Source organism: Paenibacillus lacisediminis (assembly GCF_046567315.2).
The window spans coordinates 64,868-90,952 of the sequence record NZ_JBKIAX020000022.1; the positions used below are offsets into that span (position 1 = coordinate 64,868).

At 47.4% G+C, this 26,085-nt stretch carries 27 protein-coding genes and 1 pseudogene; 17 read left to right on the plus strand and 11 right to left on the minus strand.

Going from position 1 to position 26,085, the window contains the following annotated elements; genetic code table 11:
- Positions 1–40 precede the first annotated feature (40 nt).
- Positions 41–1,780: a response regulator gene (locus tag ACLD72_RS28535; protein ID WP_458476356.1), complete on the plus strand. Its 1,740-nt coding sequence runs from the start codon at positions 41–43 to the stop codon at positions 1,778–1,780.
- A 75-nt stretch (positions 1,781–1,855) separates the two neighbouring features.
- Here the strand turns inward: ACLD72_RS28535 and ACLD72_RS28540 are convergent, their stop codons facing one another.
- Positions 1,856–2,584 (minus strand): bleomycin resistance protein, encoded by a 729-nt coding sequence (locus tag ACLD72_RS28540; protein ID WP_411002392.1) that lies wholly within the window; start codon positions 2,582–2,584, stop codon positions 1,856–1,858.
- Between the two features lie 147 nt (positions 2,585–2,731).
- Positions 2,732–3,244, minus strand: coding sequence for a dihydrofolate reductase family protein (locus ACLD72_RS28545; protein WP_411002393.1), 513 nt, complete (start codon positions 3,242–3,244; stop codon positions 2,732–2,734).
- Between the two features lie 125 nt (positions 3,245–3,369).
- Here ACLD72_RS28545 and ACLD72_RS28550 point away from each other — a divergent pair, with 125 nt between their 5' ends.
- From ACLD72_RS28550 to ACLD72_RS28565, 4 genes are all read left to right on the plus strand, one after another.
- A complete protein-coding gene (locus ACLD72_RS28550) occupies positions 3,370–3,732 on the plus strand; it encodes a winged helix-turn-helix transcriptional regulator (protein WP_411002394.1) in 363 nt (120 codons plus the stop codon).
- 317 nt (positions 3,733–4,049) lie between these two features.
- A complete protein-coding gene (locus ACLD72_RS28555) occupies positions 4,050–4,730 on the plus strand; it encodes a GDSL-type esterase/lipase family protein (protein ID WP_411002395.1) in 681 nt (226 codons plus the stop codon).
- Between the two features lie 186 nt (positions 4,731–4,916).
- Complete coding sequence (locus ACLD72_RS28560; RefSeq protein WP_411002396.1) at positions 4,917–5,798, plus strand: cation diffusion facilitator family transporter; 882 nt, start codon at positions 4,917–4,919, stop codon at positions 5,796–5,798.
- A gap of 261 nt (positions 5,799–6,059) precedes the next feature.
- On the plus strand, positions 6,060–6,827 hold the full coding sequence (locus tag ACLD72_RS28565) for a polysaccharide deacetylase family protein (RefSeq protein WP_458476359.1): 768 nt from the start codon (positions 6,060–6,062) through the stop codon (positions 6,825–6,827).
- Between the two features lie 52 nt (positions 6,828–6,879).
- Here ACLD72_RS28565 and ACLD72_RS28570 read toward each other — a convergent pair whose 3' ends face one another.
- Positions 6,880–7,473, minus strand: coding sequence for an NAD(P)H oxidoreductase (locus tag ACLD72_RS28570; protein WP_411002398.1), 594 nt, complete (start codon positions 7,471–7,473; stop codon positions 6,880–6,882).
- 171 nt (positions 7,474–7,644) lie between these two features.
- Between ACLD72_RS28570 and ACLD72_RS28575 the strand changes: the two genes are divergently transcribed.
- Positions 7,645–8,001, plus strand: coding sequence for a winged helix-turn-helix transcriptional regulator (locus ACLD72_RS28575; protein WP_411002399.1), 357 nt, complete (start codon positions 7,645–7,647; stop codon positions 7,999–8,001).
- 58 nt (positions 8,002–8,059) lie between these two features.
- Here the strand turns inward: ACLD72_RS28575 and ACLD72_RS28580 are convergent, their stop codons facing one another.
- Positions 8,060–8,830, minus strand: a complete 771-nt coding sequence (locus tag ACLD72_RS28580; RefSeq protein ID WP_411002400.1) for an ANT(4')-I family aminoglycoside nucleotidyltransferase — start codon at positions 8,828–8,830, stop codon at positions 8,060–8,062.
- A gap of 464 nt (positions 8,831–9,294) precedes the next feature.
- Here ACLD72_RS28580 and ACLD72_RS28585 point away from each other — a divergent pair, with 464 nt between their 5' ends.
- Positions 9,295–11,394, plus strand: a complete 2,100-nt coding sequence (locus ACLD72_RS28585; RefSeq protein WP_411002401.1) for a TerD family protein — start codon at positions 9,295–9,297, stop codon at positions 11,392–11,394.
- A gap of 10 nt (positions 11,395–11,404) precedes the next feature.
- A complete protein-coding gene (locus ACLD72_RS28590; protein ID WP_411002402.1) occupies positions 11,405–11,746 on the plus strand; it encodes a helix-turn-helix domain-containing protein in 342 nt (113 codons plus the stop codon).
- 67 nt (positions 11,747–11,813) lie between these two features.
- Here the strand turns inward: ACLD72_RS28590 and ACLD72_RS28595 are convergent.
- Together ACLD72_RS28595 and ACLD72_RS28600 are read right to left on the minus strand one after the other, a co-directional pair.
- Positions 11,814–12,194 (minus strand): annotated as a pseudogene (locus tag ACLD72_RS28595) (isochorismatase family protein); the annotation flags it as partial.
- A gap of 74 nt (positions 12,195–12,268) precedes the next feature.
- Positions 12,269–12,664, minus strand: a complete 396-nt coding sequence (locus ACLD72_RS28600) for a MerR family transcriptional regulator (protein WP_411002436.1) — start codon at positions 12,662–12,664, stop codon at positions 12,269–12,271.
- A gap of 191 nt (positions 12,665–12,855) precedes the next feature.
- Here ACLD72_RS28600 and ACLD72_RS28605 point away from each other — a divergent pair, with 191 nt between their 5' ends.
- From ACLD72_RS28605 to ACLD72_RS28630, 6 genes are all read left to right on the plus strand, one after another.
- The gene (locus ACLD72_RS28605) at positions 12,856–13,977 is read left to right on the plus strand and encodes an NADH-dependent flavin oxidoreductase (protein WP_411002403.1); all 1,122 of its coding nucleotides are present in this window, start codon (positions 12,856–12,858) and stop codon (positions 13,975–13,977) included.
- Between the two features lie 249 nt (positions 13,978–14,226).
- A complete protein-coding gene (locus tag ACLD72_RS28610; RefSeq protein ID WP_411002404.1) occupies positions 14,227–15,162 on the plus strand; it encodes a LytTR family transcriptional regulator DNA-binding domain-containing protein in 936 nt (311 codons plus the stop codon).
- A gap of 179 nt (positions 15,163–15,341) precedes the next feature.
- Positions 15,342–16,187 (plus strand): ATP-binding cassette domain-containing protein, encoded by an 846-nt coding sequence (locus tag ACLD72_RS28615; RefSeq protein ID WP_411002405.1) that lies wholly within the window; start codon positions 15,342–15,344, stop codon positions 16,185–16,187.
- The gene (locus tag ACLD72_RS28620; protein ID WP_411002406.1) at positions 16,184–16,897 is read left to right on the plus strand and encodes an ABC transporter permease subunit; all 714 of its coding nucleotides are present in this window, start codon (positions 16,184–16,186) and stop codon (positions 16,895–16,897) included. The genes ACLD72_RS28615 and ACLD72_RS28620 overlap by 4 nt, the downstream gene beginning before the upstream one ends.
- Before the next feature lie 20 nt (positions 16,898–16,917).
- The gene (locus tag ACLD72_RS28625; RefSeq protein ID WP_411002407.1) at positions 16,918–19,212 is read left to right on the plus strand and encodes a preprotein translocase subunit SecA; all 2,295 of its coding nucleotides are present in this window, start codon (positions 16,918–16,920) and stop codon (positions 19,210–19,212) included.
- Positions 19,213–19,303: 91 nt separating this feature from the next.
- The gene (locus tag ACLD72_RS28630; RefSeq protein ID WP_411002408.1) at positions 19,304–20,005 is read left to right on the plus strand and encodes an aspartate/glutamate racemase family protein; all 702 of its coding nucleotides are present in this window, start codon (positions 19,304–19,306) and stop codon (positions 20,003–20,005) included.
- Here the strand turns inward: ACLD72_RS28630 and ACLD72_RS28635 are convergent.
- From ACLD72_RS28635 to ACLD72_RS28645, 3 genes are read right to left on the minus strand one after another with little or no spacing between them, the layout of a single operon-like run.
- Complete coding sequence (locus ACLD72_RS28635; RefSeq protein ID WP_411002409.1) at positions 20,002–20,796, minus strand: DUF817 domain-containing protein; 795 nt, start codon at positions 20,794–20,796, stop codon at positions 20,002–20,004. The two genes, ACLD72_RS28630 and ACLD72_RS28635, sit on opposite strands and share 4 nt — an antisense overlap.
- Positions 20,797–20,810: 14 nt before the next feature.
- Positions 20,811–21,041: a helix-turn-helix domain-containing protein gene (locus ACLD72_RS28640; protein WP_036627271.1), complete on the minus strand. Its 231-nt coding sequence runs from the start codon at positions 21,039–21,041 to the stop codon at positions 20,811–20,813.
- A 10-nt stretch (positions 21,042–21,051) separates the two neighbouring features.
- Entirely contained in the window at positions 21,052–21,534 is a 483-nt protein-coding gene (locus ACLD72_RS28645) for a DUF2975 domain-containing protein (protein ID WP_411002410.1), read from the minus strand.
- A gap of 305 nt (positions 21,535–21,839) precedes the next feature.
- On the opposite strand from ACLD72_RS28645, the gene ACLD72_RS28650 reads away from it, so the two are divergent.
- Both ACLD72_RS28650 and ACLD72_RS28655 read left to right on the plus strand, forming a co-directional pair.
- Positions 21,840–22,370 carry a C40 family peptidase gene (locus ACLD72_RS28650; protein WP_458476365.1) on the plus strand — a complete coding sequence of 177 codons (531 nt, stop codon included), beginning with the start codon at positions 21,840–21,842 and terminating at the stop codon, positions 22,368–22,370.
- A gap of 172 nt (positions 22,371–22,542) precedes the next feature.
- Positions 22,543–23,121, plus strand: a complete 579-nt coding sequence (locus tag ACLD72_RS28655; RefSeq protein ID WP_411002438.1) for a TMEM175 family protein — start codon at positions 22,543–22,545, stop codon at positions 23,119–23,121.
- A 50-nt stretch (positions 23,122–23,171) separates the two neighbouring features.
- Here the strand turns inward: ACLD72_RS28655 and ACLD72_RS28660 are convergent, their stop codons facing one another.
- On the minus strand, positions 23,172–23,882 hold the full coding sequence (locus tag ACLD72_RS28660) for an alpha/beta fold hydrolase (RefSeq protein WP_411002412.1): 711 nt from the start codon (positions 23,880–23,882) through the stop codon (positions 23,172–23,174).
- 109 nt (positions 23,883–23,991) lie between these two features.
- Here ACLD72_RS28660 and ACLD72_RS28665 point away from each other — a divergent pair, with 109 nt between their 5' ends.
- Positions 23,992–24,948: a helix-turn-helix transcriptional regulator gene (locus ACLD72_RS28665; protein WP_411002413.1), complete on the plus strand. Its 957-nt coding sequence runs from the start codon at positions 23,992–23,994 to the stop codon at positions 24,946–24,948.
- Here ACLD72_RS28665 and ACLD72_RS28670 read toward each other — a convergent pair.
- A complete protein-coding gene (locus ACLD72_RS28670) occupies positions 24,919–25,932 on the minus strand; it encodes a phosphotransferase (protein ID WP_411002414.1) in 1,014 nt (337 codons plus the stop codon). The two genes, ACLD72_RS28665 and ACLD72_RS28670, sit on opposite strands and share 30 nt — an antisense overlap.
- Positions 25,933–26,085 lie beyond the last annotated feature (153 nt).

Below are 26,085 nucleotides of genomic sequence, written 5' to 3' on the forward strand. Positions count from 1 at the left end.
TTTTTTTAACCTGAATCGGTGGTCATGGCAGGATTGGACTATGTTTACTATTCGCATCCTATGGGTCGTCGGCGTGATCATTTTAATGTATCAGGATCAGCCTGCCTTTCCTTTTTGGATGGTGTTTGTTCCTCTTCTGCTGTGCAATCTTATTCCCTTTTTATTTGTGAACGGCAACTACGTTGCCTATCTGATTGCGGAGTGCTTGTTTGCAGGCGGCGTATCCTTATTTCTTGCGTACGATCTTGGCTTAATCAGACTTTTTCCGCCGGCTCTCTTTACGATTGCTTTCTATAGCCGGGGCCGATCACACTGGTACTCGCTGCCCGCCGCTGTGCTGCTGTTCGTTTTGAGCGCCGGGAATTCCGTCAGCTTGTCCATGTCACACTCTGTCATATGGCAGAGCTTATTCGATGCGCTTATCTTCTACAGCGTGAGTTTCGCCCTGCAAAAAGGAGCCTTGGCGATCAATGCCATCAAGCGGAAGCTGGCGTTGATCAAAGAGCAATATATGATTTTGGAGCAGTATTCCTCGCAGATTGAAAGAATGACGCTGTTGGAGGAGCGTTACCGCATGGCTCGCGAGCTGCATGATACGATGGGCCATACCTTTACTTCCTTGATCTTGGGGATGGAGACATTGAAGTCCCATATTCATTCGAATGAGGGGGAGGCCAAGCTGCAGGGGATGCTTGAGCTGGCGAGAACGGGATTGGACGATATTCGCCGTCAGGTACATCAAATGGATCCGATCGAGGAGGCACTGCCTTTGGATCGATCCCTGCTTCAGATGATAAATGAATTCAAGACGAACACCGGGATTCGAGTGGTGTTCCGCACGATGGGGGAGCCTTACCCTGTAATGAAGCAGGTCAAGCTGGTTTTGTATCGCTGTCTGCAGGAGGCTCTGACCAATGCCAGCCGTCATGGGCAGGCCAGCGTGATTCAAGTCCTTCTCCAATATGACCACGCACAGGTGATGCTGCAAGTCCAGGATAACGGCAAGGGCGATGATCACCTTCAATATGGATTCGGTCTGACAGGCATGAAGGAGCGGCTGGCCCCCCTGCAAGGCAAGCTCTATATCCATTCGCAAGCGGATGCGGGCACGATGGTAACCTGTACGATTCCCAATATAACTAATGAAGCAGAACAGAAGATCAAAATTTTGCTGGCGGATGACCAGCCCTTGATCCGTGAGAGCCTGCGGCTGCTGTTAGGGGAAGAAAAGGATTTTGTAATCGCGGTTGTTGGTGACGGCAAGCAGGCCATTGAATTTTGCGAGAAAAATCGTCCCGACATTGTATTAATGGACATACATATGCCGGAAATGGATGGCATCGCAGCTACAAAATCCATAAAGGAGACGTGGCCAGACATTCGGATCATCATGATTACGACGATCGAGGATGGTTCTTTGGCGTCTGAGGCGCTTCGTATCGGGGCGGAAGGATATTTGTTGAAATCAATACACCCCAAGGAGTTGGCGGCAACCATCCGGCTCATATACGGCGGGGGGACGATGATCTCGCAAGATGTAGCCCATCAATTATTCCAATCCCAGACGGGGGATAAGGCGCTGAATCCGTACGAACTGACTGAACGGGAAATCGAAGTTCTCCGGTGCCTGTCAGAAGGGCTCCGCAACAAGGAAATTGCCCAGAGGCTGCATCTGTCGGAAGGCACGGTACGCAATTATATCTCCTCCATCTATCTGAAGCTGCAGGTGAACGGCCGTGAAGAAGCTATAGAGAAGGCAAGGGCCCAGTGTCTGACCTAGGCGATTGTGCGTTAAGGAAAGTTGGAAGAGGCGGCGGGCTACCCTCCGTCCTCTTCCCTGTGTAAAAAAATCTATTCAACCCTTGTCCCTGCCTTCCAAGTGCGCTTTAATTTCTTTTAGCCTTTCGTATTCCTCCATTACATCCCCAAGCTCCGAGTCGGATAACGCCATCCGCTCCGCTTCTTGGACAAAAGCATTTGCTATAGTCCGTTCATCCATGGAAAAGGCGATATCGGCCCGTAATACGTACGCTCTATACCGAAGCGTTGCCGATGCCTCCTCCGCTATTGAAAAAACACGATCCAGCACTTTGGCTGCCGCCGCCGGTTCGTCTTTGGCGTACATCAGCCGGTATGAGGTTTCAAACGCACTGGAAAATTTGGAGGTTTCCTTCGTTATTAATTTTGTGGCGGTATGCTTCGTACCTATCAACAAGCGGTTGCCGGCTGGATCGATGAGGTGGAATCTGCGGTCTTCCGTCAGGTCGCTTGGTTTGGAGATTCTGGGGAATCCCTTGGTAGGGATTTTTCCGTATGCTGTTTTCAAATTCTCGCTGAATTCTTTGTACACGGTGTCCACGTCAGGCACGTGGATATAACACATGCTATAAGAATTCGCCGGATCCAATGGCCTCAGCACAAAGAAATGCAGTTCCACGATGCGGTGACGGACGCAAGCGTATAGGTTTGGTTTGGCTTGACGATAGGTCACTTCAAAGCCTAACGCCTGGTAGAAATCCAGTTGTTCGTCAATCGATTTGCTGGGTAAAATGGGGATCGCGGTTCCAAAGCTTTTTGCGGACAAGTGATCAACCTCCTCGTTCAAAGGGCTTATTAACCTACTTACCCCTCTATCGTACAACATTCGTGCAAATGCTAAGGTTTCACCGCATAGCCCCGCATATCCCAATCCGTGAAACCAATAAATCCGTCTCGTACTTTAATGTTTTTGTTAGAGGTTAATGGCATATCGCAGTTGAACGACGCCACCGCCGAGGGGCTTGCAGTCCAGCAATTCCACATGCTTGTAGCGGTAATGATCTTTGTCGATTAAAAGATTCAACCCTCTCCCCTCCAACACAGGCGCCACATTGAAGATTACCTCGTCTACCAGCCCTTGGCCCAGAAACGCGTTGTGGATGTCCGCGCCGCCGCTTATGAAAGCGGTTTGATGGCCTTTTTGCTGTAAATAGTTCAAGGCTTCTTGCGGAGATCTTACAACTGTCACCCCCGGGATGTTAGGGATGCTGTTGGAAATCACAACGATATCGAGATCAGCAAAGGGCCCTCCGCCGCCACCGTTTCCAGCCATACTTTCGAAAGTCCGGCGGCCAACGATGAAATTTCCCGCAGCTTTGGCGTTTGCCGCGAAGTCGGCTAGAGCCTCCTGTTTCGGCGGGTTTTCGGGACCCGATTGCGCATAATTGCCGTTAGCGGTTAAAGTTGCCCATAAAATAGTTTTCATAGAATTAGTCCTCCTCAAGATTTGTTTCTGCCTTCGATTCACATCGTAATGGATCTATGGTACATTTGAAAAGTAGTTACATTTAAGTGCAATAGTTTCAAAAAATAAACTATGGAGTGATAGTCATGATGGATGAATCCTGTCCCGGCTCCGTTGAGCCGATCTTGGAGATTTTGGATAGCAAATGGATGCTGCTTCTTTTGTTTGAGCTGTTTAACGGGACCCGCCGGTTTGGGGAATTACGCCGCAAGCTGCAGCCGATTAGCCCGAAAACGCTGACGGATCGCCTGCGGCTGTTAGAGGAAAAGGGCATCGTCACGCGGACGATTTTCCCCGGTGTACCGCTGCATGTCGAATATGAGCTTACCGAGGCCGGGCAAGGTTTGCAGCCGATTTTTGCCGCCATGTGGACGTGGACTCAGGAGCATGGGGGATATCTGCGGAAAGAGTCGAACGAGATGGGGCAAGAAGGAGAACAGGTAATGTGATTATTGGGAACGGCCAACTGTGGCCTTCAAAAATAGCGGAACTTTATGTACTTATTATCCGGAGCCTAGCATGTTAATCCCCATTAGCGGATTTTTTTGTCCTTATTTTCCTATGAATGGTCTAGAGCCCGGGCATTTCCTAGTGATTTGAGAAAATAGCGACATAAATTTCCTCTATTTACCCTAAATTACCGGATATCTCCGGAATAACGCCATTTTTTGTTCTTATGTTTTTGGTTGGAGTTTCTTAGTCAGCCTGGTTTTTGCAGATTTTATGGGCGCAATAGAAAAGAGCGCAGAGAAAGAGGGATTCTAGAATGGGATTCTCAGAGGGTCACAAAGATATCTCGCCGGAGCCGTACGATGAGAAAAAAGAGAAGCTGCGGAAATACAAGATACTCAATGCTTTTGCGCGTAAGGGGGAGACGGTGTTGGCCGGCTCCTCGCTGATGGAATTTTTCCCGATTAACGAGCTGCAGCAGACGCTGAAGGGCCGGTATTGCATTTATAATCGCGGCATCGCCGGCTATGTCACGGCGGAATTGTTGGAGCCTCAAGCGATGGAGACATGTATTTTCGAGCTGGAACCTTCGAAACTGTTTATTAATATCGGAACCAACGACATCAGTGCCCCGGAATACAGATTGGAGCGTCTAATTGCGAACTATGACGAAATTCTGACCCGCATCAAAACAAGACTGCCGGATTGCCAGGTTTACGTCATGGCCTATTACCCCGTCAATGCCGAGGCGGAATTTCCATTTGTGCCGAAAGAAACTATGGAGGAAATCTTCCGCAGAAGAACCAACGCAGCGATTTGGGAAGCAAATCTGGCGGTCCAGCAACTGGCCATAAATCACGGCTATGAATACATTGACGTGAACGACGGGCTGACGGATGCACAGGGTAGTCTAAAAGCGGAATTCGCGGTAGACGGAATTCATATGCTGGCTAACGGCTATGCCGTTGTGTTGCGCAATCTGCTGAAATATCTGTAGCGCCGCTCCATTGCACATGCCGCTTTTGCCTTTCGGCAAAAAAATTAGCCGCCCGTCAAAGTATTGCTCGTTTCTTATAAAGTATGACCCGGCTTAAAACGTTTCTCTAGACCCACTCGGAATCCGTTTGCTATTCTTTTTAAGTATTGACCATCCGGATGCTTAAGACAAAAGTGGGGGAACGAAGTGAACGATTCGAGATACAGCAATTTGCAGCTTGGAGAAAGAGGCGCGATCATCAGCATTATCGCCTATATTTGCTTATCGGCGTTTAAGCTGTTTATTGGATACGCGGCGAATTCGGAGGCTTTAAAAGCGGATGGCTTGAACAATGCCACGGACATTATCGCTTCCATCGCGGTGCTGATCGGTTTGCGGGTGGCCCGGCGTCCCGCCGACAGCGACCATGCTTACGGGCATTGGAAGGCGGAGACCATCGCTTCCATGGTCGCTTCATTCATCATGATTGCGGTGGGGCTGCAGGTTTTATTTGGGGCGATCTCATCGATTTTTGCGGGTAAAAGCGAATCGCCTGATCTAATAGCCGCGTGGACGGGCGTTTTTTGCGCTGCGGTTATGTATATTGTATACAGATACAACAAGAAACTGGCCCTAAAAATAAACAGCCAGGCGGTGATGGCGGCCGCCCGGGACAATATTTCCGATGCCTGGGTCAGCATAGGAACGGCGATAGGAATCATCGGGGCTGGGTTTGGCCTCCCCTGGCTTGATCCCGTGACCGCCGTTATCGTGGGCGCGCTGATCTGCAAAACCGCCTGGGACATTTTTAGCGAGACGACACATCATCTCACGGACGGGTTTGACGAAGCTTTAATCGAGTCTTATAAAGAGACGGTATCGAATGTCGAAGGGGTGCAGGAAGTCAAAGACTTGCGGGCAAGGCACTACGGCAACAACGTCGTAGTCGATACGGTGATCCTGGTTGACTCCGAGCTTGATATTCACCAAGCCCACGACATTTCAACCCATGTGGAAGAACATTTGTGCCGGACCTATGATGTATATGCGGTACACGTTCATGTAGAGCCATTGCTGATCGCTCCTTAATGTGACGGATTCCATTCAAGCTCTTTTAAAAGAAATCGACGCATTGATTGACTCCCTCCATTGAATAATTCATTGCCTCCGATGGAATGCTATGGCATAAAATGCTATTGCTTAATGCGGGAGGTTATATGAGAAGTGAAATCGTTAAGAATGTTGGCTGTTTGTCTGCTTGTAGTGACCTTATGCCAAGGCTGTGCACAGAACCCGGTAAAAAGCAACAACCGTCCCGAGGCTAAATCCCAAAAGATATCACAGGCACGTATGACGAAGCAGAATCAACAGCACAAAAGCACACCTGAACTCCAAGGCGGTCCGGAGGGCAAAGTCCGTAAACCTCACCCGATGTCGCTTGCTGATTTACACAGTAAGTATCCTACCATTTATGCGCTGAACGGGCCTCGGAGTAAACGGCAGGTTGCCCTTACATTCGATGATGTACCGGACGCCGTGTTTACGCCGCGAGTGCTGGATGCGCTAAAGCAGGCCGGGGTAAAGGCCACCTTTTTTGTTGTCGGCAACCGGGCTGTGGCCCATCCCGATATCATGGCCAGGATCGTTAAAGAAGGGCACGAGGTCGGAAACCATTCGTACAGTCATCCGAACTTGCCGAAGCTTTCCGATTCCCAGTTCCGGAGTGAGGTAACCCGGACGGATCAGATCATCCGCAATTACACCGGTTCCGATCCTGACCTGTTTCGTCCGCCCTACGGCAATACGAATGAGAGTCAGCTTCTCTGGCTTGCGAGCAAAGGTAAAAAAATTGTCGGGTGGAACGTCGATTCACTGGACTGGAAAGGGCTTAGTGCGGATCAGGTGAGCACCAATGTGCTCAGCCATGTTCTGCCGGGCTCGATTATTCTGCAGCATGCTGCCGGTGGACATGGCGAGGATTTGAGCGGTACTGTCGCTGCAATCCCCCGGATCGTAAAATCCCTGAAAAACGATGGCGTAGAGTTTGTTACGGTTAACGCCCTGCTGAACCAGAAGAAGAATACCGGAAAAAATATCCGGACTGGGTCAAATCAGTAATACGGCCTCGCCAAAAGTCAGAGCCCCCTCGCGCAAGGGGGCTTTAAGTTTTTTAAGATAAAGCGGCTTTTGAATCGTTGTCATAATATAGCCCCAGATGATAAGCTCGCAACAGGAGATTTTCGAATATTTCCGGCCTTGAATCCATGGTGTCGTATAAGATCTCGACCTTGCTGTTAGAGATTCCGCAGTATTCGGCTATTCCGATGTTCAGAAAATGAGCGAGCATTTTGTCGTATTGTCTCTTCTCAAAGTCTGCTTGCGGAGCTCCTCCCAGACCGATCCATAGCACTCGTTGATGATGCAGTTTATTGGAGCCGTACGCAAAACCATTGTTCCATACCCGGTCGATATATCCTTTTAGCATTGCAGGCAGACTGTACCACCATATCGGGAAAATAAAAGCGAGTGCATCGTGATTTTTCATTCGTTCCATCTCAGCCTCCACCTCAGGCGAATAGATCTTGCGATCGGATGACCAATCGGGTTCGTCCGCTTCCCACATGACGGGATTGAAGCCGCTGCGGTGCAGGTCCAGCATCTCTGTTTCATGTCCCGCATCAGTGAGCCCCTGTATAAATCTGTCTGCAACAGCAAAGGTTAAGGAATTCACTCTGGGATGCGATACAACAGTCAAAATTTTCATAAACGTCACCTTCCCTATCTCAACTTTTAACTTCAATTGAGGTACGATAAAATTATCTATACTACCGTGAAAAAAGGGAAGAACGCACTTTTTTGTAATATAGGCACTAAAAAGTAATATAGATACCGGAAAGTGACTATTCATAAGAACCGACGAGAGGATGGTTATCCTATGGAAAGGACGGCAACACGGACTTATAACATCCCTGCGGAAGCGACATTAGAGGTCATAGGCGGGAAGTGGAAATTATTGATTTTATGCCATTTGAACTGCGGACCTGGCCCCATGAGAACGAGCGAATTAAAAAAGGCGATTCCCGAAATTACGCAAAAAATGTTAACTCAGCAGCTTCGGGAACTGGAGGAAGACGGCATCATCACGAGAACGGTATATAATCAGGTGCCGCCGAAGGTGGTCTATGAAATGAGTGAGCTTGGATTGTCGCTGACATCCATATTGGACAAATTGGACGAGTGGGGCGAGCAATATATCCATCAACGGGAATGGAAGCCTTCCTGTTCCGGATGAGGGGGAAATTTCGCGCCTACGTAAAAGGGGCCCCTTGTGAAAGGGGCCTTTAAACTTATTAAAATGGGATTCGTCTAGAATGAATCACGTAGTCATATTTGGCTGCCCAATCCACGAGTCCGCTCCAGAAATTTTCACAAGCCGAAACGATTTTTGCGGGTTCTGCCAATGTCCCGGACATAACCATTCTTGCAACACCGTCGAATCCTTCCGGACGATCCGGCAGTTCCAGGGCTTCCGGCAAAACCATTGCCCCGGTCGAGTAAAGTTTCCGGTTGTGCAGCCCAACCAGCATAGCTCCGTATTGAGCGAACTGCACCGCCAAGTACGGCAGATAGGTGTGCGGGCCGTTTAGACTGGCATTTCTGAGCTTTCCAATGAACTCGTACATTTCCCCGACAAGCACTTCATTAATCGCATATCTGAAGTCTTCCTTTGTTGGCGACTCGGCAGCTTCCCTTAATCTGGAGAAAAAGTGTTGAGGGTCATACAGGCTAAGCTGGGAAAAAAACGGTCCATGCGTCAGCGGCCAGTCCCCTTCGACCGTTACGGCAGTCTTCAGAAGAACGTCAGCACTACAGACATCCACTTCCGCTTTCCAATGCCCCGCCGACCATTCATAGCTAAATTCTACGGCTTCGCTGGATTCCTTCAACACACAAAACATCTCAATGTCCGAAAAAGGGCCGTCCGTTCCTCTGGCAACAGAGCCATAGACGCCAATGGCCAGGATTTGTTCTCCGTATAACTCATGTAATCTCGCAGCAATTTCGCGGCAGGTTTCAAGCCGTTCGCTTCGGGAAATTTCAACAGGGCCATTCATGTGCATTAGCGTGCATCTCCTTTAAATTGATTGGGGTAAGCAGTTGCTAAGCTAATGTATGGATGGAGGGCCTCGGGCTTAACGGGGGATTTTTTTGGGGTGCATGTGATTTCCTCCTACAAGGTTCTGTTATGGGGATAATACCCAATCCAATCGATTTTGGCAAGGTGTGGAGCAGCCGGAGTTGTGTCTGGTACAAGCCCGGTTTATAAGTCGTAATACTTTCACCCTGTTGGCATGAAGTGAATTCTGAGAAGATAAGTGCAACAAAGGTTCGGGTCACGGACTTTGACCTTTGACCTTCAGGCTACCCGCGGTCCTTCCTTCTACTTCAATTGGCGAAATTAGGGCCGCAGCTTTCCTGAAGGAGTTCTAATTTAAGAGAGGAGGCGTCCAGGCTATCATTATTCCTTCCTTCTATAACGACCTTTATTCGGATTAGGGATATGGCTTTCCTGGACTCTTTGATCATGACAAACACCATCTATTTGCGAAGAGCAAACAAACTTATTGTGGAACAAGGGCGAGGGGAGAAACGGCTCCCAAAGGCTTATTTGGCAACGGCCTTAAAAAATATCGAATCCCTTGGATTTACGTTTTCGCATCAGTTGATGCGCGCCGTGTGCACTTTATCCAGAGAACAGTTTAAAGAAATATATGATCTTCTGGTGGCTGATTTGCGGGTCATGGTAGGGGCTCATGTGGAATACAAGCCGATGTATTCCGAATTTCCACTGCAGGTGATGCAGGAGGATGACGCCGAGCTTTATCTGAATGCCTTATACCATTACCTTACTTTAGAATTGCCTGAGCACGAGCCGGCCAATAGAGCGCCTTTACCGGATAAGATAGCCCTAAAAGTCATTGACCTCGGAGGCAAGGAAGAATTCTATACCCTGATCCGCCAACTGGTTGAAGCGAAGGTCTCCATCTCCGAAACGGACAAAAAAGATATCGATACAGTGATTGAATACGCGAATCCGGATGAACTGGATGCGGTGCTGCCTTCGCAGATTCCGTTCAAGGAGAATGCAGGTTTCGTAGCAGCCTCCTTATTGAAGCATGACAAGGCGAATATGAGGCTGATCGGGCGGTATTTTAAAACCGCCACCGATGTCCTCCGGCTGGCCGTGGCCTGGTCGGATGGGGATGTCAGTCTGGCCGAGGCTTCACGTTTCCGTAAATTTAAACGGCGCGAGCGACGGCTGCTGCTTGGACTGCTGGAACAATGCGGCCTGATTACGGAGGATATGCTGGGGTATAAAGACCGCTGGATTCGTTTAGGCGAGATTCTGCATCCTTCCGAGTATAAGAGCCGGTTTGCCCGGTGTGCGGAAGCTTTTGATATTTTGCGCAATAACAAGCCATTTACGACCTTTAACGGTAGTGTTGAACTTGCATTTCAATATTGCAATGTCTGGACCCTTATTGATTTATTGATGCAGCGTCCAGGCGAATACGCCAGAAGATTGGATCACTTGCTTCGAACTGCCGAAGACCCGGAGTATGTGGTGCTGGCCTTTGGTGAAATCGTAGATCAAGTATCGACACCTGTTCTGCTGCAAGTGAAAAACCATTTTACCCGCCGAAATGAGCCGAAGGATCTTCGCGTCTTTTTCCCAAAAGGAAATGTGGCTAAAGCCTTTGCGATTGCAAATACACTTCCGGAGATCGATGAGGCATTATGCCGGGATATTGTGCAATGGTGCGAGCAGGCGCTGGTTCAGCGGTTCTCCACGCTTCCTCCGTTGGGGAAGGTATATGTCGATCAACGATTAGTGGATTATCATGTGCCGTTCTCCCAGAGATCGGCGAGCAAGGCCCTGCGTACGATTGTGCGGGGAAGCCGTGTGCCGATGGAAGAGGGAGATACCATTCGTTTTTTTAGCTGGTGGAAAGAGGGGATCGTTAACGGCAAGCCTACCGGACGGGTAGATATTGACTTATCCGCTGTGATGTATGATCATAACTGGCAGTATGTGGAGCATATCTCCTATACCAATCTGCGCTCCTCCAAATACCGGGCCGTCCACAGCGGAGATATCGTATCGGCCCCTCAAGGCGCATGCGAGTTCATCGACCTGCACATTCCATCCATCGTCGATTATGGGGGACGTTATATTGTGGCCACCCTGCATGCGTTTACGGGTCAGCCTTATTGTGATTTGCCGGAATGCTTTATGGGCTGGATGATGCGCAGAAAACCGGGTTCCGGCGAGATTTTCGAGCCTTCGACAGTAGTGAACAAAATTGACGTTACCGCCGATACGCAGATTGCCATTCCCGTTATCCTGGATTTAGTGGAGCGTACGGTCATTTGGACCGATTTATCGCTAACAAGACATCCTTATTACTACAACAATGTCGAGGGAAATCAAAAAGGAATGGTCATAATGGGCAAAGCCATGACCGCCTTACGCAAACCGGACCTGCGTGACTTATTTATGCTCCATGCCGAGGCCCGCGGAGAACTGGTGAATGATCCGCAGAAAGCCGATACGATTTTTTCGGTGAACAAAGGGGTTACCCCATTCGATATCGAAGAAATTATGGCTGAATATTTGGTTTAGGGTGATCGCTGTGAGTGATTTGATGAAGATGGTGGGAGAAGGCATTCGGCACTTCCGAAAGCTACTTGGACTAAGCCAGGAGGAACTTGCAAATAAAGCTGAAATACATGAAACTTACATTGGTAAACTGGAGCGTGCCGAAAAAGTATGTTCCGTCGTGGTACTGGCTAAAATTACGAAGGCGCTCAACCTTTCGATGGTGGAGTTCTTTAATTATGTCCAGCCTGTAAGCGGGGAGAAGAGTGAGTTTACACTTGCAGAAATTGTGGACAGGCTCCGAGGCAGAAGTGAAAATGAGCAAAAGAGGGTATTGAAAGTCATTGACGCTATGCTGGATGATACGTTGAATTGAGAAGAATCGAAAATATACGGTCTTAATAGCGAAAGGAGCTGCCTGCGGCAAGCTCCTTTCGCATTAACTAAACCCCTTTTAAAATCTCTTCCGTTGTGCGAATCCGCCCAATTCTCGGGAAAATAACATCCCGTACATGCTCATGCTCGGACTTAGTAAATCCAGTCATGGCGTCGATCGCGAAAATGATATGATAGCCGTGTTGAAAGGCTTCTCTGGCGGTTGTATCTACACCGATCCCGGAGGCTATACCGCATAATACGATTGTATCAATGTTCCGTCGGCGCAGCTGCAGATCAAGGTCTGTTCCGTGAAAAGCCCCCCACTGTTTTTTGGAGACGATATGGTCGGTTTCGGTCACGGCGAGCTCGGGAACAAATTCATCCCAGCCCTCTGCCAGGTTCAGTTTAGGAGGTGTGGTATCGAGTTTGGGACTAGGCATATCTTTAAGTCGACCTAATTAGGCTTAACCTAGAAACCGGCGCTTGACTCCGTTAGCGTAGGTACATTAATTTACACTTATTATTCAAGACCGTGGCATTTGAAGATATGGTTTGGATTATTCTCAACTTGTTCTTTCTGAAGTTCATACATGGCTATTTTATAGTTAATTTCCTCCAAGTACCTCAAGTCTTCTTCAATTTTCTTCTGCACTTCCAATTTATGCTTCACCAGCATTTCTTGCCTTTGCAAGAAGGTAGAATTGCCTACCCTAAAAAGATCCTTATATTCTTTTATCTTAGCAAGAGACATCCCTGTCTCTCTGAGACAACGAATAAAAGAAATCCAATCTATATCTTGTTCGGAATAAACTCTTCGACCATTTTCATCACGAGATACATTTTCCAATATTCCTTGTTCTTCATAAAATCGAAGTGTCTTAGCCGTTATGTTAAAGTTGTCCACTACATATTTCATTGAAAACAACAGTTTACCCTCCCTGCCTTTAGCTACAGTTACTGCAACTGGAATGATATCATAAAGGGTTCTAAATATCCAATTAATTAGGCTTTTTTGTATGAAAATTTTATGTTTGACTTACCCTAACGTCAACAAGTTACACTTAGGTCAGAACTTGCAACAAAATAAGAGATTGAGAGGTAATAGAAATGAATCAAAAATACAGTAAGTTCTTTGAATCCTTTACGTTCAAAAGCGGAATAACAATCAAGAATAAAGTCGTTATGTCACCGATGACCACATGGTCAAGCAATGATGACCTTACCATTTCCGATGAAGAGGTGAAATATTACAAACAGCGAGTAAATGGAGTAGGGCTCGTCATTACTGGTTGTACTCATGTTTTACCTAATGGGCAAGGATTTACGAATGAATTTGCTGGATACAGCGATGAATTTGTTCCAAGTCTACGGAAATTAGCGGAAGCCGCCAAAAGTGGAGGAGCCCCTGCTTTACTGCAGATTTTTCATGCAGGCGATAAAGCCTTGCCAGGATTGGATGTAGTTAGTGCGAGTGAATTTCAATCTGATCCTACCCCATTTGGCCCAGGTGTAGAAACAAGAGAGCTATCACATGAGGAAATCCTGTCGATTATACGTGCTTTTGGCGACACAACGAGAAGAGCGATTGAAGCAGGATTTGATGGTGTTGAAATTCATGGGGCTCATGGGTTCTTAATCCAAAATTTCTGGTCTCCAGCAACCAATAAACGAACAGACCAATGGGGTGGAAGTCTTGAGAATCGACTGCGTTTCCCATTGGCAATTATTGAGGAAATCAAAAAGGTAATCGAAAAGCACGCTACGAAACCATTCCTGTTAGGGTATCGATTGTCCCCTGAAGAATCCTCCAAAGTGGACGGATTACGAATGAAAGACACTTATGAATTAATTGATTTCCTTGTCGAACAAAATTTGGACTATATTCATGCTTCATTAGATCATGTGGCTTCCAAGCCAGTCGATAGTCAAGATGAGAAAACAAGGCTTGAATTGATTCTTGAAAGAGCAAACGGTAAGGTACCTGTGTTAGCGGCTGGTTCCATGCTAACACCAGATGATGCTCTAAAAGCTATGGAATCAGGACTACCATTATTCGCCATTGGACATGCGTTAATTATGAACCCCGATTGGGTTGAAAAGGTGACAAATGGACGTGAAGCCGAGGTCGCTACCGAAATAAATGTTTCAAAACTCGACCAGCTTCAAATTCCAGAAAAACTTTGGAATGTTATTCAGACGGCACCAGGTTGGTTTAATATCGGTAAGTAAAAGAGTGGGGTAAGTATTAGAAAGAAATACATTGTTGAAAAACTTAAGTAAGGCACCCGTTTGGGTGTCTTTTATTTTGCGATAAAATTCGCCGATAGAGCGTGTGCGGAACGTCATCCCTTGATGCTACTGGCGAAATCGTAAGTATGGATATAAGCGAATTTCCAAACCATGTGTTAAGGACAAAAAAGTATCCCAACATTATAATTGTTATATATATCCTATGCGGCAATGACCTGGAGGACCGGCATGCAATTTCAACCAATCTATTATAATGGGAAGTTAATCCTGCCAAAGATCGAATTAAATATGACATCGAACCAAGCGATTGGCATTATAACGGACTTGAAGCGCAAGCAGCTTTTAATGAATCAATTAGCGGATCATTCCCAATATTATTTGTTTCGAGCTGGGCAAAACGAGTATATGCGCTTAACGGTGGAAGAGCTAATCACTTTTCTAATCAAAGTAACGGAGCGGAATGAGCGTGCCGCTTTCTTAATGGATTATTTTGCTTTAAAAGAAGAACGAAAGGTAAAAATTAAGGATCTAAGCTCATCGAAAAGGATGTATGTGACATTGCTGCGTGCCTTTTTTGCGCATCAGCCTACTCTTGTACTGGAGGAACCCTATTTTTACTTGGAAGAAGAAGATCGTCGTCAATTTAAACGGATTTTAGATGACCTTTCGAAAGAGAAGCAGCTTTTAATTTTAACCTCGAATTTAGAGGATGCCATGATTTCCTGTGATGCCATTTATCGATTGAACGAATTCGGACTTCATCCACTGGATATTCGGGACTCGGAAGAGGATAAGCAGGAAGTGCCGGAACAAGATCGGGCCAACATAACCTTGCAGAAGATTTATACGAAAAGAAATGACAAAGTGATTTTATTTGATCCGCCTGAAGTCGATTACATAGAAAGTATGGATGGTTCGATCCTTGTTCATGTGGGTGGAGAAAATTATGTCTGTGCTTTGACGCTAACCGGGCTCGAGCAGAGATTGTTGAATTTCGGATTTTTTAGGTGTCATCGATCCTATATCGTTAACTTGCAAAAAGTAAGAGAGATTATTACATGGACGAAAAATAGCTACAGCTTGCGATTAAATACAGGTAAAGATGCCGTAGTTCCGTTATCTCGTTCAAAATTGCATGAATTAAAAGTACTTCTTAAGATTTAAAATGTTTGCGAAGCAAACATAACTTTCGTAAGCGTATGCTATTTCCGGGGCAATATCGAACAGGTCAAGCATTCCGTGGTACCATTCAGGCGATAACAGCTACATTTCGGCGGGTTTTGATGGCTGGAAGCAGGCAATCTTTATATGCTTAAGGCATCAACGCTAAGGAAGTGGTGTTCATGGATGTGATCCAAGTAGAACATATTCGAAAGAGATTTGGGAATAAGGATGCGTTATCAGACGTGTCCTTTTCCATTCCGGCAGGAGAAATTTTTGGTTTTCTGGGTCCGAGTGGTTCGGGAAAAACGACATTAATCAAGATTTTAACGGCGCAATTAAATCCAACAAGCGGACAGGCCAGTGTGTTTAACCAGCCGGCGGAGATGATGCAGCAGTCAGCGCAGAAGATGCGCTTTGGCATTTTGACGGATAACAGCGGTCTATATGAGAGATTAACGATAGAGGAAAATCTGGAGCTGTATCGTAAGTTATATGATCTTCCTAAATCTTCGATCGACAAGGTCCTGCAGTTCGTAAACCTAAGCGGAGAGCGCAAAAAGAAAGTCAACCGCTTATCGAGAGGGATGCGCCAGCGCGTCATGTTGGCATGCGCGGTGATTCATGAACCGGAATTATTATTTTTGGATGAGCCTACTTCGGCTTTGGATCCGGTAAACTCGGCTCATATTTATAAAGGCTTACGCTATTTAAATGAGAAAGGGACAACGATTTTTTTAACTACGCATGATATGGCTGAGGCAGAATTGCTATGTAACCGTGTAGCGATTTTGTATCAAGGGCAAATTCAAGCCATCGGCTCGCCCAAGGAACTTAAAAAACAGCATCGGGAAAACGTAATTTGTGTTGAGTTAATCACTGGGGAAGCCTACGAGCTTCCCATCGATGAGGGAACGGCCGAGCAAATCGCCGATTGGATGAAACGAGGGTTCATTGATCGATTGGCAACGAAAGAGCCAAGTCTGGGTGATATCTTCATTAAAATGACAGGAAGTGAGTTACTATGAGTATCTCATTAAAACGTGTCCGAGCGATATTTGTGAAGGACTACAAAGAGTTTTCGCGCAATTATGCGGTCTCTATTATGCTGATTTTTCCAATTATCTTCGCGTTTCCCTTCCGAGGTGCAGGCCCGTTGCTGCCCGGAGCTATCGGTCTTGTTCTTAATTTATCGTTTGTGATACTAACGAGTTTTGCACAAGCATGCTTGATTGCGGAAGAAAAGGAGCGTAACACCTTACGATCATTAATGATGACTCCAGCCACAACCTTAGATGTTTTAATCGGCAAAAGTGCTTTAGTCTTTGTCATGTCTGCTGTTGTTCTGGCTATTGCTACGTATATAATGGGCTATAAACCAGCCAGTATAGGGGCGTTTGTGACAGCAATCATTTTTTCAATAATTTTATACACCGCTGCTGGTACGATATGCGGTTTATTCTCCAAGACGTTACTTGATGCGTCTTTATCTATAATTGTTGTATCGATCGTATTCACCGGGGTACCGTATGGAGGAATGTTACTGGCGGATGATTTTCCGATTTTCAAAGTGCTGGAATATGCACCAAACATTCAACTTGTGCGTTTGCTGGATATACCCCATATAGGCTTTACGACGGGAGACTTATTAAAACCCCTGCTCATTATTTTGGCCTGGACGGTTGTATTAACGATTGTGTCTATTGTTTTGTATCAACGACGGTTAAAGGACGAGTAGGAAGGAGGGATCAAATTCTGATGAATATAGCCGTCAAGTGGATGCGAGAATGGAGAGACCGCGATAACCGGCTTAAGCTGAAAGGCTATCGGGACAAAGCGGAGCTCATCAGGAAGCGGAATTTGGAAGCATGGGACGATGGGCAGCTTCAAGCGGAATCCCTCCGGCTGCAAAAAGAAGCAAAATCGGGGGCGCCTTTGGACGAGCTGCTTATCGATGCCTATGCGCTAGTCTGCGAGGCGGCGAAGAGAAAGCTCGGGTTACAGCCTTACGATGTCCAGATCATGGCTGCTATCGCCCTGCATGAGGGGTTTCTGATCGAGCAGCATACCGGCGAAGGAAAAACGCTCTCTGCGGTGATGCCTGCTTATCTAAATGCGCTAACCGGCGAAGGCGTTCATGTGCTGACTTTTAACGATTATTTGGCAAATCGAGATGCCGAGTGGATGGGCCCGATCTATCGTTTCCTCGGGTTAATGGTAAAATCGGTTCAAGCGGGCATGAGCTTGTCCGAGAAACGGGAAGCGTACGCTGCGGATATCACCTATGTTACGGCCAAAGAGGCGGGATTCGATTATTTGCGCGACACGATCGCACTGGATGAAGCCGATACCGTGCATCGTCCTTTCCACTACGTCATCGTTGACGAAGCGGATTCACTGCTTCTCGACGAAGCGCGGGTGCCGCTGGTCATTGCCGGCGAGCCGGGCTCTTCCAAGAGCGACGGCATTGGTTTCGCAGAAGTGGCTAGGCAACTCGAACAAGATGAGCATTACGACTTCGACGAGTTCCAGCGGAATGTTTATTTGAATGAAGCGGGATCAGCGAAAGTGGAAGCGCTGCTGGGATGCGGCAATTTGTACGAAAGCCATAATAGTCATTTGTTAATGTCGTTAAATTGCGCGCTGCATGCGGAATTGTTATTGAAAAAAGACGTCGATTACATCGTCCGGGACGGAAAAATCGAGCTGATCGACGAATATACCGGTCGGGTGGCGGAGAACAGGCATTTGCCGGAGGGGCTGCAAGCCGCGCTTGCGGCCAAAGAAGGGCTGCAACTGAAGGCCGGAGGGAAAATTCTCGGTACGATTACCCTTCAGCACTTCCTTAGCCTATATCCAAAGATTTGCGGAATGACGGCGACCGCACAAGCTTCCGCAATGGAGTTCGAAGCAATTTATGCGCTGCAGGTCGTGCAAATCCCGTCCAACCGGCCAAACATACGGATCGACCATCCGCATCGGATTTATACTCATAAGGAAGCCAAATTTAAGGCGCTTGTCCAAGAAATCTCGTCCGTCCATAGGGCGGGCCGCCCAATCCTCATTGGTACGTCAAGCGTCGAGGAGTCTGACATGCTGGCGGAGGCGCTAGCGGCCCGCGGCATACCTTGCCAGGTTCTGAATGCAAAAAATGATGCAAAAGAAGCCGAGCTCATTGCCAAAGCGGGAGAAATCGGCGCCGTAACGGTGTCTACGAATATGGCGGGACGCGGCGTTGACATTCGGCTCGGCGGCGGCAACCCCACGCAAGCGGAAGTTGTCGCCAAGCTGGGCGGGTTGTACGTGATTGGTACGCATATGCACCAAAGCGTGCGGATCGACAACCAGCTGCGCGGACGATCCGGCCGCCAAGGCGACCCGGGAGCTTCCGTATTTTTCGTAAGCTTGGAGGATGAGTTATTGCTTCGGTTCGGCATCGATAAAGCGATTCCACCCTCCTATCGCGATCTCAGGCAGGATGATGCTCTGGAGGAGTCGGTGCTCCGCAGCAAAATCGAGCATATTCAGCGCGTTATTATGGGCCAAAACTTCGATATCCACCAGGAACTGAACTGTTATTCGGATATGGTGGAGGAACAGAGGCGCATGCTATACGAGGAGAGGCTCGGAATTTTGCAAGGCAAGACGCCGATGAGTCCTTCGGAGCAGCGGGTACGGCTTTATTATATCGACAAGTTCTGGGCTGACCATCTGGCATACGTTTCTTATATTCGCGAAGGCATCCATTTGACGAGCCTTGTTAATCGCAATCCGATCGACGAATTTCATGCGCAAATCATTCAAGCCTACGAGCAAATTCCGGCTAAAATAAATAGAGAGTCGGCGAACATGCTCGCAAAGCTCGAAGGTTCGAATGATCCGGCGATGTGGGAAAAGTTTGGGCTGAAGAACCCCACTTCCACTCGGACTTATATCATCAACGATCAATACAAGGAGTACTTGCAGAATCCCAGTTCATGGAGCCCAGGGACGATCATCGCTTATTGGATGCGCAAGATGTTGAGGCCGGTATTCAGGTGGTCAAAATTTTAATCGGGACGAGCATGAGCGGGGAGAAAATGATTGAAGTTGAACAATATTTATAGGAAGATATAGTGAAAGTCCCCTTGGAGGTGTGTATCTCATGAAAACAATAGGCCTAATCGGTGGGATGAGTTGGGAGTCCTCGTTGTTGTATTACCAAATCATTAACCAACGGGTAAATGAGAAGCTAGGAGGACATCATTCCGCAAAAAGTCTCATGTATTCGGTAGATTTTGATGAGATCAAAAATCTTCAATATCAAGGGAAATGGAATGAAGCCACAAAAATAATGATTGATTCTGCACATCAGTTGGAATCCGGCGGGGCTGATTTCATCGTTATATGTACCAATACTATGCACAAGATGGCAAAGGAAGTGGAAGAAGCGGTCACTATTCCACTGGTTCATATCGCAGATTCAACAGCAAAAGAAATTGTTAAGGATGGATTTAAGAAAGTCGCGCTATTGGGTACAGCCTTCACGATGGAACAAGATTTCTACAAAGGCAGGCTTATTGATAAGTTCGGACTCGATGTTATGGTCCCGGGCGAAGCAGATAGAATGATCATTCATGACATCATCTATCAGGAACTGTGTCTTGGAATCATTAATGATGAATCTAGGCAATCCTATCTAAGGATCATAAATAAGCTTAGTCAGCAGGGAGCTGAAGCTATTATTCTTGGGTGCACCGAAATAACCTTACTCATTTCCCAAGAGAACTGCGGGATCCCTCTCTACGACACAACAAGACTTCATGCAGAGGCTGCTGTTGACTTCGCTTTGGGTGAGGACTGTTAATCCTTGCCAATCGCGGGCCGCTGCTCCTTGACTTGCTTCAATGCGGCGACGATCAGAAAGCTGATGATGACGAGGAGAAGCCAGGAACTGATCTTGCCGACATGGACAAGGTGCCAGGCGCCGGATTGATTCGGGTATTTCCACGCGCTAAAGAGAGTGGCGACATTCTCCGCAATCCAAATAAAGAAGCCGATCAGCACGAAGGAGAGGGTTAGCGGCATCCGGTAGCGATGGCGCCCAACCTCATAGGTCACCCAGGTTCGCCAAAATACGATCAGCACCAACGCCGACAACCACCAGCGAACGTCGATCCAATAATGGTGGGTGAAGAAATTCAGATAGATGGAAGCGGCGAGCGGGATGGCCAGCCAGAGCGGCGGAAAGCGAACCAGATCAACCTTCAGACGCCGCCAGGCCTGACACAGGTAGCTGGCGACGCTGGCATACATGAATCCGCTGTAGAGGGGGACCCCGTTCACCTTCGTCCAACCTTCTTCCGGGTAAGACCAGGACCCCATGTGAACCTTGAACATTTCCAGAGCCAAACCGATCAGGTGGAAGACGGTGATCACCTTTAGTTCGTCGCGGGTTTCAAGTCCGGAACGCAGCATCCATACCTGCATGGTCAGGCAGATGATCAACAGCCAGTCGTAGCGGTGCAGCCAGGGAAGGGGGATGAACTGCGTCAGAGCCAGCGAAGCAAAGATGACCACGGGAAATACGCAGGACAACGCTTGCTGCCAGCCGAAGCGGACCAACTGCTGCAGGGCATGCCATAAGCGGTTTTTCATAAGTGTCCCCCCATTTATCCATTGGATCCTTGAGTCTCTTCATCGTTTCTGTATTCCAAAATATCTCCGGGCTGACAATCCAAAGCTTTGCAAATCGCCTCTAACGTGGAAAATCGAATCGCTTTGGCTTTCCCGTTTTTCAATACGGAAAGATTTGCCATCGTGATGCCAACCTTTTCCGAAAGTTCCGTGACGCTCATTTTCCTTTTCGCCAGCATTACGTCAATATTGATGATCACGGCCATGTTATTCACCTCAGATCGTTAAATCGTTTTCCGATTTTATGTCGATGGCATTTCTTAATAGCTTTTGAAGCACAGCCGCAAAGACGGCAATCACGATGGACGCAAAAACAATGACCAACCCGAGCGCGGCGAGCCCTGGGGCGTCATCTTTCTCCGCGATAATATAAAGAATCGGCAGAATTGCCGCATACAAGATGCTGATGGCGATTGCACAATTTCTAATATTTTTTAAAGCCTTCACCGACGATTCCGAGAAAGCAATGTTCTTGTCGATATAACTTAAAAGCTTCAACGTCTGATGCAGCGCAAAGAAAAACGGGATCGCCGCTCCATACATACCAATTAAAATAGGCAAGTGAACCATCGCGGGGTAATATTCAATCAATTCATTGGCGATCCCGGGCACCCCAAACAGGCATAAAGCCAGTACCACAATGCCCATCAGGAAAACAACAGCTTTTAAAAACAGCGTTGAACCTTGTTCACGTTTCATAAAAAGCACCTCACATAGTTAATGTCGACTTAAATTTAACATGTGATTTATCGTTTTGCAATAAATTTTTATCAAATTATATGATATAAATATCGTTTGGCCCAGGCCAGACGACCGTCTTCTATATTGTCTTGGCGGCTATAGATTTAAAGGGGATTCGATTAGTTGATATTTAATCAAAGTTTAATAACAAGACGCGATTATAGGCAGCCCAAGGGTTTGCTCCCTCTATGGTAAGTGTTGGTTAAAAAATATATGTTATGGTTTTCGTAGGGGCCCCAATCCCACTAATCAAGGAGGACATTATGAAAATCCATAACGAACTCAAGATAAGCCGGATCGGCAAAAAATTGCTGGGAGCCGGACTCTGCCTTTCGATCGTCTTTTCCGGGAGCGTGGCGTTAACGAGCCAGCCTGCCCAAGCTGCGGCGGCTTCGTCCAACACATCCATTGCGGATAATATTGCCGCCACAGGGGAACAATTTATGGGCGTTCCTTATCGCTTCGGTGCCAAATCGGGAAGAACCGATGCGTTTGATTGCTCCTCTTTTACTCAATATGTGTACAAGCAAAACGGCATCAACCTTCCGCGTTCGTCGCGACAACAGGCGAAGGTAGGCACCCCGGTGTCCAAAGATCAATTGCAACCAGGCGATTTGGTCTTCTCGGATACGAATCGGGACGGCGTCATTAATCACGTAAGTATTTACATCGGGAACGGCCAATTGCTGCACACGTATCGGGTTGGCATCGGTGTTACGATTTCCAAATTCGCGGGCAGCGCCTGGGATCGGACGTTTGTGACGGCTCGCCGCGTTCTTCCTAACAACGGATAAGCTCCTGCAGCATCCGGCACCGGGAATGCCCAGACAAATGTCCGCTTCTTCTCTTTTTTGACAATCGTTCTACTGCCCAATTCGTTTTGCTTGACAGCATGAAGGATTTTATGCCATGTTACTGATGTCGAGCAGGCAAAAAGAACGCGAAAAGCGAGAAAAGGTGAACCTTCTGAAAGCGAACCGGATGGAAGCATTTAGCGATGGCGTACTGGCGATTATCATTACAATTATGGTGCTGGAATTCAAAGTGCCTGAAGGCCATGATTGGTATGCGTTAATCGGACTTGGCCCGAAACTTCTTAGTTATATCTTCAGCTTCGTCTACGTCGGCATCTACTGGAACAATCATCATCATCTGCTGCACATGGTGCGAACGATGAACGGGCGGTTGATGTGGCTCAATTTGCTGCTTCTCTTCTGGTTATCTCTTGTGCCGTTCACGACGGCATGGATGGGGGAAAGCCATTTTGCGGCCACACCAACGGCGTTGTACGGGATTATTCTACTGTTAGCGGCGCTTTCGTATTGGCTGCTCCAGCGTGTGATTATTAACCAGCATTCCAGTGATTCCTCCTTCGTCTTGACGTTGGGAAAAGACTGGAAGGTGAAGTTATCTCCTTTGCTCTACTTGGCTGCAGTTTTGACTGCGTATGTGAGTCCTTGGATATCCGGTTTCTTTTTCGTGCTCGTTGCCGTGATCTGGTTCATGCCGGATAAGCGAATCGAGCATGCTCTAAGAAGCCGCTAAGAAAAGCTCTTCGATTCTCGCGTACAGGCGGATTCGAAGAGCTTTTTTGGCTATAGGAAATCTTCCAAGATCGCTCTTAACCCGTCCGGGTCCTTCATCATCGGCAGATGCCCGGTTTCCAGGCTGCGAACCGATTGCGGGGAAAGGTTTGAGATCATTTGATCTTGCAAGGACAGACCGAGTTCTTTATCCTGGGTTAACTTCACATATAGTTTTGGTACATCCGGAACGGACACGTGGATTCGATCAGTATATACGCGTACGGCTTCGGGGGTAAATCCTCGGGCGATTTCCGCGGCTTGATCCGGCGAGAGATCGTTGCATAACCCTGCGCGGATAGCGGACTCCGGCGGTTTCGTACCTATGGTTCGCAGGATCGCCGACATGATTATTTTTTGGGGAAATGGCATTACGGACAAAAATGAACCGCCATTCTTGGGAATTACCGCCCCAACAGCGATAAAACCCGCCAAACGATCGCTCAGTTCGGAAGCAAGCTTGAGAGCAAGAACTCCCCCAAGTGAATGCGCCACGATCACGAATTTGCGACCCCCCCATTCATCCACTTGTTTTTTCATATGTGTTACATAATCCTCCAGAGAAAGCCGGCGCCTTAAATCAACCGGACTATTCCTCAGAGGGTACTCAACAAGTAAACAAGGGTGTTCCATTCCTTCTACAACTTTACTCCAAATTTGGCTTCCCAAGCCTGCTCCAGAGACGAATACCAAGCCGGTCTTATCTTGCGGATTCTTTTGCATTTTATTTATGATCCTCCTCGTAAGGTTGTCAATTCGGATAACTTATGGGATGATAATATCATTTAAACAAGACAAGTTATGTCTTATTTACGGAAATGAGGGGGAGTTATTGCAAAAGTCACAGCGTCTCATTCAATTGATTATGCGGATCAACGCCAAACGATCCTTTACCGTCAGGGAGCTGGCCGATGAATTCGGGCTGTCCACGCGAACGATTACGCGGGATTTGCAAGAACTCAGCGAACTCGGCATTCCCATTTATTCCGTTCAAGGAAGGGGAGGAGGGTACAAGCTTCTTCAAGCAAGACTTTTGCCGCCCATCAGCTTTACCGAAGGTGAAGCGCTCGCCATGTTTTTTGCCGGTCAAACTTTGGATTATTTCGGTTCCTTGCCTTTTGGCGAGGGAGCCAATTCTGCGCTTCACAAGTTTTATCATTACTTGCCTGCCGATATTAAAGAGCAGATCGACCGGCTCAAGAACCGGATCATGTTCTGGAGTCCATATCGCCCGATGTCTGCGGAGATTCTTCAAATTCTGCTGCAAGCCATTATGATTCGCAGTGTAGTTACCGTAAAATACAAATCCAGCGGCGGAGTATCGGAGCGGAATATTCAGCCCATCGGCCTCTATGCCAGTTCCGGCTATTGGTATTGTCCCGCGTATTGCTTTCATAGAGAAGACATCAGGCAGTTCAGGGCCGACCGGATTCTCTCCGCTGCGCTGAATGAAATGATTCCTTGCCGAGAAGATATAAGCCTGATGACTTTATTGGATAAGCCTAATAAAGACCAGCTGGAACAGACGACCCTTCAACTGGAGATGACGAAAAAAGGAGTGTGGCTATTGGAGTCCAATCCCCGGTTTGCTCCTTTTATACAGCAGAACGAAGACGGCAGCGGAATGGCAACCGTTAATATAGCGGCGGAGGACTTGGATTTTTACGTGGACTTGATCTGGCAGCTGGGGGGAGAAGTCAAACTCGCAGCACCTGCGGAGGGAATTGCCTACATGAACCAAAAAATCGAATCCATGCGATTACTTTATCAAACGGGCCCACTCCTCTAACCATTGGGCAGCCTTTAGCCGGTCCGACCAGGTTATGGTCATATTTTCGATCAGTTCATTGCATTTCTTGCCCTGAGGAAAACGAGCCGCCAACCAAGCTTCGCGGGGTAACCGAAACAAAGCGGAAATTAATTTCCGTTCGGTTTGATTTAATGGCCGGATCTCCTCATAGCCCGTCAGCAGCGCTTGAATAAACTCCGGGTTGAATTGAGCTGTATTGGCCAGGGTTTTTGCCACTTCCACATAGATCGAGCCGAGCCTTACCCGATCCCAATCTATGAGGTATAGCCGGCCGTCATCCGAAATAATCACGTTGGCTGAGGTAATGTCTCCATGTATCAATGTTGGGCGGCTGCCTTCATCCTGCAGGAGATCGGCAACAGCCGTTTCCTTTATTTCGGCCCATGATCGTTCGGACAAGCCTTGGCATTCGCTGCAATATTGTCTGTACCATCTGCGATACTTGGCGTTTTTTTGCACGGCTTTGGACTTGTCGCTAAGGAAATGGCGATGCTGCATTTTCATTAAGCGGATTTGGTTAAGGGTGAATAAACCCGCTTTCTTAGTGTGGAGCCCATCGCTCGATGACTGATGAAGAGCGGCCATAGCCCGGCCGAGCTTGACATAGTCACCGGATTGCCCCAAAGCTCGTCCGTGTAACCATTCAGTCATGTAATAAGGCGTTCCTCCCCTCACAGTCCACAGCTTCCCGGTATCTGCATAAAGTGTTTTTGGCATATGGCCATATCCCGTATTCAGCAAAAATTGAATGTGTTCGGCGGCTATTGTTATTTGTTGAATCGTACTTGTTTTAAATAGCCTACTCCGAACAAAAGGTTTTAATGCGTAGTATCCACGGCTTGTTTTGATCCGGATGACGGCTTGTTTTCGATAAACGGAAGGCAACCATTTATATTTTAAGGGAGTTAGACCAAAGCATCGTGTTATTCGTTCTACCCGTGGTTTTTTATACGATCCGTTCATGAAACTCCCTCGATTCGTTAAAGGTAATGGTTTATTTATCGTACTCAATAAAAGGCGAATGGTCTGGACTTTCGCCGTGCATTAGTCGGCTTTTATGTACTATTTTCATAAAAAATAGCGCCAGACAGAAAAATGACTGTCTGGCGCATTAGC

Bases quoted from the DNA above. Each gene is read 5' to 3' on its own strand.
- ACLD72_RS28610 (WP_411002404.1), top strand. From the start codon at position 14,227: ATGCAATTTCAACCAATCTATTATAATGGGAAGTTAATCCTGCCAAAG.
- ACLD72_RS28650 (WP_458476365.1), top strand. From the start codon at position 21,840: ATGAAAATCCATAACGAACTCAAGATAAGCCGGATCGGCAAAAAATTG.
- ACLD72_RS28605 (WP_411002403.1), top strand. From the start codon at position 12,856: ATGAATCAAAAATACAGTAAGTTCTTTGAATCCTTTACGTTCAAAAGC.
- ACLD72_RS28535 (WP_458476356.1), top strand. From the start codon at position 41: ATGTTTACTATTCGCATCCTATGGGTCGTCGGCGTGATCATTTTAATG.
- ACLD72_RS28635 (WP_411002409.1), bottom strand. From the start codon at position 20,796: ATGAAAAACCGCTTATGGCATGCCCTGCAGCAGTTGGTCCGCTTCGGC.
- ACLD72_RS28625 (WP_411002407.1), top strand. From the start codon at position 16,918: ATGAATATAGCCGTCAAGTGGATGCGAGAATGGAGAGACCGCGATAAC.
- ACLD72_RS28670 (WP_411002414.1), bottom strand. From the start codon at position 25,932: ATGAACGGATCGTATAAAAAACCACGGGTAGAACGAATAACACGATGC.
- ACLD72_RS28630 (WP_411002408.1), top strand. From the start codon at position 19,304: ATGAAAACAATAGGCCTAATCGGTGGGATGAGTTGGGAGTCCTCGTTG.
- ACLD72_RS28580 (WP_411002400.1), bottom strand. From the start codon at position 8,830: ATGCACATGAATGGCCCTGTTGAAATTTCCCGAAGCGAACGGCTTGAA.
- ACLD72_RS28545 (WP_411002393.1), bottom strand. From the start codon at position 3,244: ATGAAAACTATTTTATGGGCAACTTTAACCGCTAACGGCAATTATGCG.
- ACLD72_RS28570 (WP_411002398.1), bottom strand. From the start codon at position 7,473: ATGAAAATTTTGACTGTTGTATCGCATCCCAGAGTGAATTCCTTAACC.
- ACLD72_RS28550 (WP_411002394.1), top strand. From the start codon at position 3,370: ATGATGGATGAATCCTGTCCCGGCTCCGTTGAGCCGATCTTGGAGATT.
- ACLD72_RS28660 (WP_411002412.1), bottom strand. From the start codon at position 23,882: ATGCAAAAGAATCCGCAAGATAAGACCGGCTTGGTATTCGTCTCTGGA.
- ACLD72_RS28620 (WP_411002406.1), top strand. From the start codon at position 16,184: ATGAGTATCTCATTAAAACGTGTCCGAGCGATATTTGTGAAGGACTAC.
- ACLD72_RS28615 (WP_411002405.1), top strand. From the start codon at position 15,342: ATGGATGTGATCCAAGTAGAACATATTCGAAAGAGATTTGGGAATAAG.
- ACLD72_RS28565 (WP_458476359.1), top strand. From the start codon at position 6,060: ATGACGAAGCAGAATCAACAGCACAAAAGCACACCTGAACTCCAAGGC.
- ACLD72_RS28640 (WP_036627271.1), bottom strand. From the start codon at position 21,041: ATGGCCGTGATCATCAATATTGACGTAATGCTGGCGAAAAGGAAAATG.
- ACLD72_RS28600 (WP_411002436.1), bottom strand. From the start codon at position 12,664: ATGAAATATGTAGTGGACAACTTTAACATAACGGCTAAGACACTTCGA.
- ACLD72_RS28575 (WP_411002399.1), top strand. From the start codon at position 7,645: ATGGAAAGGACGGCAACACGGACTTATAACATCCCTGCGGAAGCGACA.
- ACLD72_RS28555 (WP_411002395.1), top strand. From the start codon at position 4,050: ATGGGATTCTCAGAGGGTCACAAAGATATCTCGCCGGAGCCGTACGAT.
- ACLD72_RS28585 (WP_411002401.1), top strand. From the start codon at position 9,295: ATGACAAACACCATCTATTTGCGAAGAGCAAACAAACTTATTGTGGAA.
- ACLD72_RS28645 (WP_411002410.1), bottom strand. From the start codon at position 21,534: ATGAAACGTGAACAAGGTTCAACGCTGTTTTTAAAAGCTGTTGTTTTC.